The organism is Terrisporobacter petrolearius, from assembly GCF_020748185.1.
GTDB classification, from domain to species: Bacteria; Bacillota; Clostridia; order Peptostreptococcales; family Peptostreptococcaceae; genus Terrisporobacter; species Terrisporobacter petrolearius.
Genome location: NZ_JAHZMO010000005.1, coordinates 34,005 through 47,216, shown reverse-complemented (window position 1 = coordinate 47,216; position 13,212 = coordinate 34,005). Strand labels below are relative to the sequence as shown.

General features: G+C 26.4%; 13 protein-coding genes and 2 pseudogenes. 13 read left to right on the top strand and 2 right to left on the bottom strand.

Translation table 11 applies throughout. The features are described 5' to 3' along the window. The first annotated feature begins 226 nt into the window (after nucleotides 1-226). From rpsD to K0040_RS04635, 5 genes are all read left to right on the top strand, one after another. Nucleotides 227-820 (top strand): 30S ribosomal protein S4, encoded by a 594-nt coding sequence (gene rpsD / locus K0040_RS04655; RefSeq protein ID WP_228107779.1) that lies wholly within the window; start codon nucleotides 227-229, stop codon nucleotides 818-820. A 117-nt stretch (nucleotides 821-937) separates the two neighbouring features. Next, nucleotides 938-1,243, top strand: coding sequence for a DUF1540 domain-containing protein (locus K0040_RS04650; RefSeq protein ID WP_228107778.1), 306 nt, complete (start codon nucleotides 938-940; stop codon nucleotides 1,241-1,243). 120 nt (nucleotides 1,244-1,363) lie between these two features. Further along, a complete protein-coding gene (locus K0040_RS04645) occupies nucleotides 1,364-2,098 on the top strand; it encodes an ABC transporter ATP-binding protein (protein WP_228107777.1) in 735 nt (244 codons plus the stop codon). Continuing rightward, a complete protein-coding gene (locus K0040_RS04640) occupies nucleotides 2,088-3,212 on the top strand; it encodes an ABC transporter permease (RefSeq protein WP_228107776.1) in 1,125 nt (374 codons plus the stop codon). The genes K0040_RS04645 and K0040_RS04640 overlap by 11 nt, the downstream gene beginning before the upstream one ends. 9 nt (nucleotides 3,213-3,221) lie before the next feature. Then, nucleotides 3,222-3,866 (top strand): TetR/AcrR family transcriptional regulator, encoded by a 645-nt coding sequence (locus K0040_RS04635; RefSeq protein ID WP_228107775.1) that lies wholly within the window; start codon nucleotides 3,222-3,224, stop codon nucleotides 3,864-3,866. 44 nt (nucleotides 3,867-3,910) lie between these two features. On the opposite strand, the gene K0040_RS04630 is transcribed toward K0040_RS04635, so the two are convergent. Beyond that, nucleotides 3,911-4,372: a hypothetical protein gene (locus tag K0040_RS04630; RefSeq protein WP_228107774.1), complete on the bottom strand. Its 462-nt coding sequence runs from the start codon at nucleotides 4,370-4,372 to the stop codon at nucleotides 3,911-3,913. A gap of 23 nt (nucleotides 4,373-4,395) precedes the next feature. Next, nucleotides 4,396-5,394, bottom strand: coding sequence for a hypothetical protein (locus tag K0040_RS04625; RefSeq protein ID WP_228107773.1), 999 nt, complete (start codon nucleotides 5,392-5,394; stop codon nucleotides 4,396-4,398). A 183-nt stretch (nucleotides 5,395-5,577) separates the two neighbouring features. Between K0040_RS04625 and K0040_RS04620 the strand changes: the two genes are divergently transcribed. The 8 genes and pseudogenes from K0040_RS04620 to K0040_RS04585 all read left to right on the top strand — a co-directional run bounded on the left by K0040_RS04620 (nucleotide 5,578) and on the right by K0040_RS04585 (nucleotide 13,076). Further along, the gene (locus tag K0040_RS04620) at nucleotides 5,578-6,492 is read left to right on the top strand and encodes a hypothetical protein (protein WP_228107772.1); all 915 of its coding nucleotides are present in this window, start codon (nucleotides 5,578-5,580) and stop codon (nucleotides 6,490-6,492) included. A gap of 112 nt (nucleotides 6,493-6,604) precedes the next feature. Beyond that, on the top strand, nucleotides 6,605-8,206 hold the full coding sequence (locus tag K0040_RS04615; protein WP_228107771.1) for a hypothetical protein: 1,602 nt from the start codon (nucleotides 6,605-6,607) through the stop codon (nucleotides 8,204-8,206). Between the two features lie 119 nt (nucleotides 8,207-8,325). Beyond that, on the top strand, nucleotides 8,326-8,493 hold the full coding sequence (locus K0040_RS04610; RefSeq protein ID WP_228107770.1) for a transposase: 168 nt from the start codon (nucleotides 8,326-8,328) through the stop codon (nucleotides 8,491-8,493). Between the two features lie 13 nt (nucleotides 8,494-8,506). Then, nucleotides 8,507-9,140: pseudogene (locus K0040_RS04605) on the top strand (IS256 family transposase); the annotation flags it as partial. A gap of 489 nt (nucleotides 9,141-9,629) precedes the next feature. Beyond that, nucleotides 9,630-10,421 (top strand): CotA family spore coat protein, encoded by a 792-nt coding sequence (locus K0040_RS04600; RefSeq protein ID WP_228107769.1) that lies wholly within the window; start codon nucleotides 9,630-9,632, stop codon nucleotides 10,419-10,421. A gap of 224 nt (nucleotides 10,422-10,645) precedes the next feature. Continuing rightward, a pseudogene (locus tag K0040_RS04595) lies at nucleotides 10,646-10,906 on the top strand (transposase); the annotation flags it as partial. Between the two features lie 623 nt (nucleotides 10,907-11,529). Continuing rightward, complete coding sequence (locus K0040_RS04590; protein ID WP_228107768.1) at nucleotides 11,530-11,961, top strand: hypothetical protein; 432 nt, start codon at nucleotides 11,530-11,532, stop codon at nucleotides 11,959-11,961. 2 nt (nucleotides 11,962-11,963) lie between these two features. Continuing rightward, entirely contained in the window at nucleotides 11,964-13,076 is a 1,113-nt protein-coding gene (locus K0040_RS04585) for a surface carbohydrate biosynthesis protein (protein WP_228107767.1), read from the top strand. Nucleotides 13,077-13,212: the final 136 nt, after the last annotated feature.

Below are 13,212 nucleotides of genomic sequence, written 5' to 3'. Positions count from 1 at the left end.
TTTTTAACTTTTAAAATTACTCTTAATTGTAAAAAAGAATCTGGGAGTCTGCACCCAGATTCTTTTTCTATGTAGAAATCTATTTAATAAGAGAAGTGTATAAATGATATAAAATAACTAATTAAACGTTAATGAAAATCATTTACAATTACCTTATTGAATGATATAATTATTTTGGCTTTAAAAATTATCGCGGCAAATAATAATTTTTAAGGAGATTAAAGCAATGGCAAAAATGATGGGACCAAGATTTAAACAATGTAGAAGACTAGGACTAAATGTGTGTGGGCATCCTAAAGCGATGGACAGAGCAGTGAAAGGAACTTCTAGAGCAGATAAAAAACTTTCACCTTATGGATTACAGTTATTAGAAAAACAAAGACTTAGAGCTTACTATGGAGTACTAGAAAAACAATTTAGAAATTACTACAAAAAAGCAGAAAAATCTAAGGCATCTACAGGTACAGCATTAATTCAAATGTTAGAGTGTAGATTAGACAATATAGTTTATAGATTAGGTCTAGCAAATTCTATAAGACAAGCTCGTCAAATGGTTGTGCATGGACATATATTAGTTAATGGGAAAAAGGTAGATATACCTTCATGTGCAGTGAGTGTAGGGGATACTGTTTCTCTAAGAGAAAAATCTACAAACAATGAAATGTTTAAAACTAACTTCCAAGAAAGATCACTAGTAGTATATCCTTATTTAGCAAAGGATGAAGAAAATTTTGCAGGTACACTTATTAAAATGCCTGAAAGAAATGAGGTACCAATAGAAATAAACGAAATACTAATAGTAGAATTTTACTCAAAATAATAAGTAAATAAAAGACTCAATAAGGTATTATACAGCCTTTTTGAGTCTTTTTTAGTGTCTTAAATATTTTTCTTTATATTGGTAATAATAAGGGATATATATTTAAGGAGGTAAAAAATGCAAAATACAAACTTAAAATGTAATGCTACAAATTGTGCCTTTAACCAACGAATGGAGTGTAGTGCAGGAGCTATAAATATTAGAGGAACAGAAGCTGTTACAACTGATGGAACTACTTGCTCTTCGTATGTAGATAGAAATTCTAATTCTTTTACAAATAGTGTAAACTCTGCAAAAACAAATACTTACAACATAAGCTGCGAAGCTTGTAAATGTGCATATAATGAAAATAAAAATTGTACTGCTGACAATGTAAGCATAGATGCAAATACAGCATCTTGTGACACATTTATTCGTGAATAAAATCAAATTATACTAAGGTCTATCTTTTAACTATTTAAGATAGACTTTTTTCTTGCTATAGAATATCAATTATGTTATCTTAATATAAAGTGAGTAATCACTCATTATAGGAGGGTGGATATGAGAGATAATTATTGTATAAAAATAAAAAATATTAATAAATCATATAAAAAGCAAAAGGTGCTGAAAGATGTATCTTTTCATATTGAAAAAGGAGAAATATTTTGTTTACTAGGACCTTCAGGAGCAGGAAAAACAACTTTAATAAGGCTCATTATGGGTATGGAAAAAAATGATAAAGGAGATATACTTATTTTTAATAAAAAAGTACCTAATCCCGAAATTATAGAAAGCATAGGATATACAGCTCAAGCAGATGCTCTTTATACAGACTTAAATGCAGAAGAAAATATGAGATTTTATTGCAGATTATATAAGGTACCCAAAAAGGAAAGAAAAAATAGAATTGAAAAATGTTTGGGGATAGTAAACTTAAATGCAGATGCAAAAAAAATAGTAAGTAATTTTTCTGGAGGTATGAAAAGAAGGTTATCTCTTGCCATATCATTAATTCATAATCCACAAATATTGATTTTAGATGAGCCTACAGTAGGAATGGATCCTTTACTTAGAAAACAAATTTGGCAGGAATTATATAGATTAAAAGAAAATGGAGTAACTATTCTTATTACTACTCACGTTATGGATGAAGCATCTTATTGTGATAGACTGGCGTTACTTAGAAATGGAAGATGCATTTGTGTAGGAGAACCGGAGAATATAATAAAGGAAAATGAATGTAATACTTTAGAAGAAGTATTTTTAAAATTAGGGGGTGATGTATATGAGGATTAGTGCTATGGTTTGTAGAATAATTAGACAATTTTTACGAGATAAAAGAACTTTAGCATTATTAATTATTGCTCCTATGCTAGTTTTAACGTTAATGAGTTTTGTTTTTACTGATGAAGATGCTAAATTAAATATAGGTGTGGAAAATTCTAATGTGAAAAATATATTATCATCAATGGATGAAGATAATGACATAAGTATAATGAGTAAAAAAGAAGCAGAAGATAAATTTGAAGATAAAGGGTTAGATTCATATATTTATGGAGATGAAAAAGAACTTAATATTTTATTAAATGGTGCTGATAATTCTGTAATTAATCAGTTAAATAAAAATGTTCAAGAAGCAGTAAAAGACTATATGACTAAAAAAGGTGAAGATAATAAAAAAATAATAGAAGATTTAGCAAGCAATCCTATGATTAGTATTATAAATAAGGATTTTGCTAGTAAAATTGATTCTATAGATATAAATTCAACAGAAATTGAAACATATAATTATTTTGGTGATAGTGATATGAGTACAATAGATTATATTGGACCACTTTTAATAGGACTATTCATATTTTTCTTTGTATTTTTAATTTCAGGAGTAAGTTTCTTAAGAGAGCGTACAACAGGAACATTAGAAAGGCTTTTAGCAACTCCAATTAAAAGATATGAGATAGTATTTGGATATTTAATTGGTTTTGGTATATTTACCATAGTCCAATCTGCAATAATATCTGCTTTTTCCATTGGTATATTAAAAATATATAATGGTGGAAGTATAGGCCTTATTTTGTTAATAAGCACCGTAATAGCCCTTTGTGCTCTAAGTTTTGGAATGTTTGTATCATCTTATGCACATAATGAACTTCAAGTTATGCAATTTATCCCTATTGTTATAGTTCCTCAAGTGTTTTTCTGTGGGTTATTTTCCATAAGAAATATGGCAGAGCCCCTACAGATTTTATCAAAATGTATGCCATTAACCTATGCTAGTAATGCTTTAAGAGGAGTTATGACTTGTGGTTATAATTTACAACAAATTAGTATGGATTTATTAGTGCTTATAGGATTTACAGTGGTATTTGCAGTACTAAATATAATAACATTAAAAAAGCATAGAATTTGGTAAGGTGATAAAATGAGTAAATGGATTAACTATATTATTGAAGAAGGTAATAAAGAAAATAAACTTACAAAAAAACAGGAAAATATTTTGGTAGCAGCTGTAGAGCTTATTAGTGAAAAAGGATATGAAAAAGTATCAACCGCAGAAATTGCAAAAAGAGCTGGAGTAGCTGAAGGAACAATTTTTAGACAATATAAAACAAAGAAAGATTTGTTAGATGCCATATTTATTCCATCATTTATTAGATTTGTGAAACCTAAAATTATAAAAGAATTTATATCTAGTGTATTAGATAAAGATTACAGCACACTAGAAAGCTTTGTTGAGGTTATAGTAAGAGATAGATATGAATTTGCTAAAGATGAAACACCATTATTTAGGATTATTATTCAGGAAATCATATCACAAGATTATATAAAGGAAGAAATAAAAGAAATATTTTTAGTTGATGCATATCCTGTATTTACAAAATTAACTAAGAGGTTAAAGGATAAAAATGAAATTACAGATGTGGATGAGATTACTTTTTTCAGGATTATTATAACTAATATTTTGGGATTTTTAATACCTAGATTTGTTTTATTTCCTGATTTGCAGTGGAACGATGAAAAAGAAATTAACATGGTAATTCAAAATATAATAAAGTCATTAACTTAAAAAAAGCAGTATATGTAAATTTTACATATACTGCTTTAAATAAATCACCAAAGTTTATATGTACCCTTAGTGTAGTAATTATAATACATATAGTTAGCCCTAATTCCCATAACTATTGCAAATAATAAAGAAAAAACACCATGAACATAATTAGTTAATGCTCCGACTACAATAATATATACTACAGCTCCAACATACATTTTTTTTGTCAGCATCCAAATCCAAGAAAATAAAAAAGGAAAGAAATTAAACTTACCTTTATAAGTTTCACCACTATCTTTTATTTTGGTGAATTCTAGTTGATAATAAGGCTTTAGATTAGCAAATTCATCATAAATGCTATTGCCTGTTTTGCCACGTCTATAATATTCTTCATGACTACTTTTATTATCAGAATTAAAAATTATTATTTTTTCTTCTTTATCGTTCACATCTGTTTTTCCACCACATTTAGGACAGAATTTATCTTCTTCATCGTAATTAAATCCACAGTTCTTACAAAGCATAACTTATCTCCTTTAAAATATATTTATAATATAATACTGTGATTTTTCAGTGCATAGATAGTAGAAGTATTATAAATATTATTATTTGATCTAAATTCATATCTTTGAAAAGGAAAATCTGATGCTGAATAATTCAATTTTGGATCTGACCATGATTTGCCAAAATCTAAAGATTCACTAGTATATAAATCGAAATACTCAATCCATTGAATATATATTTTTGAATAAGTAGAAATTAAATTAGGAAATACACACATGGAATTTTTGCTGATATATTTTTCTGATGTAATATTAAAATTATCTTCTATAAAATTTCCTTGTATGTATTTACAATAGTACCTATTTTTATTATTTTCTGCAAAAACTATATGATAGTTATTTTTATTATCTTTTATTGCAGATAAATAAATTTTATCTTTTTTAGAATTAGTTATTTGTTTAGGACTTGACCATGTATAAAGATTTTTATCAAATGTAGATGAAAATAGTTCCTCATGATGATTTACTAGTTTAAAGTAAAATATGGTTGGAATATTATTACTATACGTGATGACGAAGTTAGTTAATATACTATAATTTATAAAATCAATTCTAGTTTTTTTACAAATATTTGGTGATTTATATAAGTGAATTATATACGCACAGTAAGGAAAATTTTTATTTATAGAGTAATATAATATATGATTTTCATCACTTATTTTTTTTATATAAGTAAATTTTATAAAAAAATTTTTATAATCATATTTAATAATTGTATTAAGATCGACGTCATCACTAGTTATAATTAAATTTTTAAGTTTTCCTTTTTTATCATTTAATATACCATAAATATTATCCTTATCATCTACATCTAGCCAAATATCTATAAATGAGTACTCTCCGTTAAATAATATACGTGAATCTATATTATTTAAATCAGGATCTATACGAGTAGAGACAATATTTTTACCAAATTCAAATAAGGTTAGTCCTTTATTAATAGAACTTTCAACTAAGATAGAGGTTTTATCTATAAAAGGCATAATATCCCTCCTTAAAAATATTCATATTAATACTTATATTAAAATACAGTTTTTTATACATAAATTATTGAAAACTATAAATATATTTATCTAATAGTAACATGTGCTCATTAAAATCATATATTTTATATAAGAAGAGAATATGGTCTTTTCTAAAAAAATAATCAGGAGAGGATATATGACATGAGTGAAGTAAAAGACAATTTAAATCAAGATTGTTGTGGCTGTGAAAAACCAGGTCCAGTTGAAAAGCCAAACAGATGCCAAGAAGGATGCTGCTCTCCAAAAGAGATAGCAGCTCCGTTGGATATATGTACAGCAAAGGGGATTCCAGTACTATCTGATAGAATATACGACTGTGTATATTTAGAAGATAAGCAGAGAAAATATTTAAAAGATATTGAATTTACTATAACATCAAATGGCGACTATAAACAAGGGGATGAAATATGTATAGAAACAATTATAGTTAAGTATAAATGCATAGGACTAATAGATGAGGAGATTGAAGTAAGAATCGATAGCTTAGATAATGAAGTATCTTTTCATTCATCTGATGAATCTGAAAGTTGCAAATGTGAATTTGATTGCAATGGAGGTTCTATAAAGAAAAAATTATATAACATATACAAAGGAAGTAAGACAATAGACATTGAATGCTGTGAAGAAGGAAGAAAAACTATAATAGGTGAAGATTGTTTAGATTTTTATATTTGTAAAGCGAAACTTATAGTTAAAGGTAAAATAGGTTGTGAAAAATTTAGAGCAGAAACTGAATCATTTAGTGGACCATTAAGCGCAGGGTTTGGATTTAATAAAGCAGATTTCTTTGGAACAATATGTTTACCAACAGGTAGAAATAGAGTACACTTTGAAGAAATTTTTGATGCGTGTCTGTCAATAGATTGTATAAGATCAACAAAAACTTATGATTCAACAACAAATAAATTCTGTGCAGATGCTTTTTCAACTTTATTAATAAGCAAGACAATATATGCCATAGTAAAAGAAGAGCTTATAGTATATACAAATACGAGTCCAAGCAGTATTACTTGTACAGATGGAAGAATTGGCTCAAACTGTCACTACAATGGATAAAAGTATGTATAGGACTAATCACTAATAATTTAGTCCTTGTCTTATGTAATAAAATCTCCTTATTATACATAGGTATAATGAGGAGATTTGTTTTTGAAAAGGAGTGAAAAAAATGAGTAAAAAAAATGAGAATAAGATATTTACCAAAGTTTTTGATCTTATAAATGATATAGTAAATATGCTATCAAATAAAAGAAATAATGAAATTAATATGGAAATAATTACGGTAGATGGAGTAAGAAAAGAAATAAAAATTACTAATAATAATGTAGACTTAATTAAAATAAATAGAAACATAATAATAATAGATAAAGAAGCATTACGTTTAGAAGACATAGTAAAATTAAAAATATTAGATACTAATTTGGATGATAGGGTTAAAAATATATTTATAACAGAAGTAGAAAATATTATTGAAAAGGAAATAACACAAGATTATAAAAATGCAGGATATTATAGAGGGGGTAATAGTTTATCAAAGGAAAAGAATATAGAATGGTATATACAAGAAAATAAAAATAATATAAATACAATTTATTGCAAGGGAACAAAATGTGATAGTTATATGAGTAATATTAGATCTGTGGATAAAAAGGAAGCTTTAAGCCATGATACATCGTTAGATATAAAAAGAAAAGGTGTTTTGGAAGATTTTAAAGTAAATGTGGAAAAAGATAATGTGTTAAGTTCCATAGAAGACAATAAGGAAAAAGTGATAAAAGATATTGAAACTGAAGAAATGCTTGTTTTAACTAATAACTCTGATGAAGTTGAAGTGGCAAAACCTATAAAAGTAGAAGAAGTGGGAATAGTAACAGAGATACATATGAAGGATTGCAAAGTAATTACAAATCAATCGTCTACAAAAGTAGTTAAAGATATTATAGAAAAAAAATCAAAAGGGATAACAGATATAAAACCTGTTTATGAAGAAAAAGTAATAGGAAATATTAATACAGATATTCAGCTAATTAAACCTCAAACTGTTGATATTTTAATTGTTGAGCCTAGTAATAAAAATATTAATAAAGAAGAAATAAAAGATAAATACCTAACTTTTGATCCAACAGGAGAGAATTATATAGGTATAGTACTGGATGACGGAACCTTTGAACCATTAAAAGTATCTATGGAAACTATAACAGTAGTACCTAATAATATAAAAAATATATTAGTTAATATAGATGAAAATGAAAATATAATAAGTCAAGTAGTTAAAGATATAAATTATTCTAAGGATAGTTTTGTAGATTCTGTAGATATTGAATACGATGATAACATACTAGAGAAAAAAGAAGAAAATGAAACTTCCATAAATAATATTATTAATGTTTCAAATAGTACTATAAACAATATAGTGAATAAGGATGAAACGGCTTTTGTTGCTACTAAAGAAAATGCAGAATCAATAAAGAGTATAAAAGATGTTAAATATGATTCAGTATCGAAAATAGATAAGATAGAAAAAGTAGATATGGTTAAGTCAGTTAAAGTTATTGAAAGTAAAAATTATGTTGTGGAAGATGTGAAATTGGATAAAAGACCTACCAGTTTAATAAGCAGTGTGGAAATAAGTAAGGAAAATATATCAACACCGTTTGAAGAAGATATAAATGGTGTTATTAAACAGGTTGGTAGTGGGGTTATGTTAGTGAATAACAATGATTCAGGTATAACAATTTACTCCACATCAAAAATAAGTTCAGTATTATAAAATAAAATTTTAGGGTATATAAAACAAAGTGTGTATTTTTCTGATAATGATATGTGATATGCTCCCTTTATGGCAGACAGTTAAAACAATAAAACTGTTATCATGAAGGGAGTATTTTTATGTCTAGAAAATCTAGAATATCTTTTGAAATAAAAGTTAAATATGTGCAAGAGTGTCTTACAGGTAAAGGGTCATTGTTAGAAATATATATACAGTATAATATTTCCTCAGATTCAGTACTTCAAAGATGGATTAAAAGGTATAATGTTATTCATTATAAAAGTTAGAAGTGAAGATTGAATAATCAACAAGGTTGCATATGTTGTAATAGGTATAACTTTAGAAGGAACTAAAGAGGTTTTAGGTATTTGGATTGGTGAGAATGAAACATCTAAATATTGGTTAAAAGTTCTTACAGATATAAAAAATAGAGGTGTAAAAAATATTTTAATTATTTGTGCAGATGGTCTTTTTGGTATTAAAAATTCAATAAATGTAGCCTTTCCAAACACTGAATATCAAAGATGTATCGTGTATCAAATTAGAAACACATTAAAATATGTAGCTGATAAGGATAAAAAAGAGTTCGCTAAAGATTTAAAATCAATATATCATGCTCATAGGGAAGAACAAGATTATGAAATAATGTTAAGAATAACTGAAAAATGGCAAGATTATTATCCAAACGCTATGAAAAGTTGCTCTAAAAATTGAGATGCAATAAGTCCTATATTTAAATTTTCTGCAGATGTACGTAAGGTTATCTATACTACGAATGCAATTGAAAGTCTAAATAGTACAGATAGAGGCTTAAACCGTCAACGTAGCGTATTTCTAAGTGATAGGGCTTTACTTAAAGCTTTATTTTTATATACCTTTGAGGTTGCAAAAATGGGCTTTACATCTTAGAAATTGGGGGGAGAGCTATCAATAATGTATGATGGATAACTAGATTAACAATTATTTACAACTAGAAAAAACACCTTTTTAAAGATGTGCTTGATGTGCAATTAAATTAGAATTACATTCAAGTTAAGGTACGGATAGATTTTTATTCTACCCACGCCTTAACAAATTTATCATAGAAAGCTATTTACAGAAAAAATTTCACAGTCTCAAGTAATGAAGGCAAAGTTAATCTTACTAAACAGCCTCTATACAGAGGTATAATTTTATATTTCTGTATAGAGGTTCTTCAGAGTGTTTTAATATTTACTTACCTTTTAATTTTTAAATCCTAGATGGTGTTTTTTGTGTACATGTTTGTGTCATTTAATTATATAACTTAGGAAATATAAAAATTTCTTCTATAGATATAAATATTATAAAATATTTATATCTTATTTGGTAACATTGTTTTGTTTTGTAGATATATTATATTATAAGCAAATAAAGCTTATAATATTTGAAAGGAGTAAATTTTATGAGTAATAATGGTTGGATGGTTTCAAAACCATCTCAAAACAGTGAGTCACATTCTTGTTCAGGACCAGGTCCTTGCCCAGAACCAAAACCTTGTCCAGAACCAAAACCTTGTCCAGAACCAAAACCTTGTTCAAAAGAAGAGAATTGTTGTTGTGCAAAAGATATGATAAGAGCTTTAAGATTATTATCTGATCCATCAATAAAAGATGATGTACTATTTGACGAGTTTGCTTTTATAGGTAAAAATTTTTTAGTAGGTACTGCTTTAGAAAGCGATCCAGATGATAATGATAATATATTTGATCCTTATGCTACACTAACTAGCATTGATCCATGTCAATCTAATTTCATAAATATAAGTGGTAACTCTGTTGTATATCCAACTTTAGCTGCTTCTATTTTAGATGCTGAACAATTTCCTATGGCAGTTAATCGAGTATCACTTTGTAGCCTGGATGCTATAGTATTCCAATATGATCCAGAAGCTACAAATTTCGAGGACGATTTACAAAAATTACTTGATAAAGAATATTGTTGTAATTGTTGTAAGGATGAAAGATATGGCTGTGGACAAGATATATTTGGATGTATATTCAATCCTTATCGTTTTGGAGATAGCTTTCTTAATTTTACTGCTGGTTGGTTAGCTTGTACAGAAGCTAAAATTTTAGGTAGAGTAGGAAATATATTAGTTCTTGCTAATACAGCATATTATCCGGCTGTGCCTGTGTCTAGAATTTATTTTGTATGTTTAGGATCTATTGGATTCTATAGTGAATACCTAGATTAGAAAATATCTTAGTTCCTGATAATTATATTCTTTAACAGGTATAGAATTTGTTTTGTATATCTAGAATCCTATCTGAAAATTTAATTGTACATTTTCTAGATAAATAATAAGGTAAATGGGAACTGTAGGTAGATTTGTGTAAAACAAACTTACCTACAGTTTTTTTGTATCTAAAATTGGTGAATTTGGAATAATACTTATATTAAACTTTTAGAGGTAGTAAAATGAAAGATAAAAAAGAAATAATTATTACAGATATAGACTATCAAGTTGAAGTTAAAAAGTGTAAAACTATGGAAGATGTAGTTGGTAAAAATGAACTAATGCAAAAGTTATTCAAAGATGTGATACAACAACTATTAGAAGCAGAAATGAATGAACATATAGATAGAGAAAATTATGAAAGAAGTGATGAACAGTCTCAGAATTATAGAAATGAGTATAGTTTTAAAACTATTGATAGCAGTTTTGGTGAGGTTGTATTATATTTTTGCTATCTTCATTAGGTATCCTAGAATAATTTATTACAGTTTTATTTGAAATACCCAGTTTTTGGTAATATCTTTAATTTTAAAATTTTGTAATTTTAGTTTTTTAATTGCACATATGAGCTCCCATTTTGTATTGGAAATATACTTTTTTTTATAAGATGAGAATCAGTGCAATTTAACCCCTTTTTGCATAACTGTATTTTTTATTGATATTATTTAGCATTTTTTTAGGATATTACAGATAGTACTTTTTCCTATGGTACCAATATTATTACTTAGTAGTTTTGATGCAGATACTAAACTCATGTTTTTAGACACATCTAGAATCCTACATTATAATCTTTTTGTTTTATTTGATTTACTATTAATAAACTTAAAAGTTTTAGCAAGCGTAATTTTTTACATATTTATTTTTGACAATAATTCTATCTCTTAATTTGCGAATAACTTTTTAATTATTACTACGTTCCCAATGTTTTTATTTTAATAATGACTCTCAAGGGATTTTTACTATATGTATATAAATATGGTGAACGTTTTATTATATTAAACCATATTGTACTAATAAGAAGTTATTTCTGATAAATTATATTTTAAGAAAGGACATTGATGTAATAATGGAAAATTTAGTGAAATTTATTAATTTATATAAATCTTATGACAAAAAAGATGAAGACCCAATTAAAAATCAATATAATAATGCTTTTTTTTTAAGAGAAGTACAAAAAGCTTTATATAAGGAAAAAGACAAAAATAAAAAAGATAAGAATCTACCTCAACAGGAGAAAAATATTAAAAAAATCTTAAATTATCTAAATAGATTTATTAATGCAAAATCATATTATGAAAAATTTGAAAGTTATAGAAATATAAAAGGTATAATGCGTGATTTAAATAATATAGAACAAAATATAGATGGTCTACAAATAGAAATAGATAAACTTATATATGATATCGAACTTGAAAATAATGAGTATATTTTAAATTATAATTATATAGAAGAGAAACTAGATGAAATAGTAAGACAGATTGCAAGGGAGAGAATGTAAGTATGAAAGTCATAATTTTTTATCATGAAATACAAAGAGAATTGCAAAATGCATATTTACTAAAGGCAGAGTTACAAAGAAGAGGACATGAGGTATATGTATATCACTATGATTATATAGTAAAGCCAAAGCGAGTTTTGTATTTCACACCAGATGTAGTTATTACACATTGTTTGCATGATCCAAAGACAGTGGAGTGTGTTACAAGAACATTTAATAGTAAGATTACCCGAATAGTTAATCTTCAATATGAACAAGTAATGTCAAATATGTGGGACAAGGCAACATACCAAATTCCACAAGGAATAGAAAAAAATGCAATGCATTTATGTTGGGGAGAAATGGGTAAAAACAGATTTATATCAAGTGGTATTAGAGAAGACAATGTAAAAGTAGTGGGATGTTTAAATGTGGATATGTGTAGTGAAAGATTTAGAAGTATTTATAAAAATAAAGAACAAATGGCAAATGATTATAATTTAGATAAATCTAAAGAATGGATACTATTTTTATCAAGTTTTACCTTGGCACAAGTAAAAAAATCTCAACAAAGAGGAATGGGCATAATAGTTGGCAAATCAAATGCTACAGAATTTTGTGAAATAAGTACACAGTCTAGAAAAATAATATTGGAGTGGATTGAAAAATATATAAGCAGTAATGACTGTGAATTTATATATAGGCCTCATCCTTATGAAAAAAGAAAGCTTAATAATTTTCATGAATTAGATGAGTTGGAATCTAATAATGAGAGATTTCATGTAATAAAAGAAGATTCTGTTAGAAGTTGGATAAATGTATGTGACAAAATTAATACATGGATGAGTACATCTATAATTGATGCCTATTTTATGAATAAAAGTTGTTCAATTCTTAGACCTGTTAATATTCCTGAATACCTAGATCATGAATTGATGATGAATTCAAAGAAAATAACTAAATATAAAGAATTTTATAATTATAATAAATTTGATAGTAATATGGAATGTACTCTAGATAAAAAAATCATAGATGGTTACTATTTTGTAGATAAAAATAAATATGCTTATGAGAAAATTTGTGATTTGTTAGAAGAGATTGTAGTAAAGAATAGAGTTATGAATTTATATAAATAAATATAATTATTTTCAAATAACACTACTAAAGTAGTACCTCTATTTACATTAAATGCATATTACAGAGAGAAATGTTTTATAAATACATTAATTTAAATATTAGAACATTTTTATAAGTATAGTGTTAAAGGAGCAA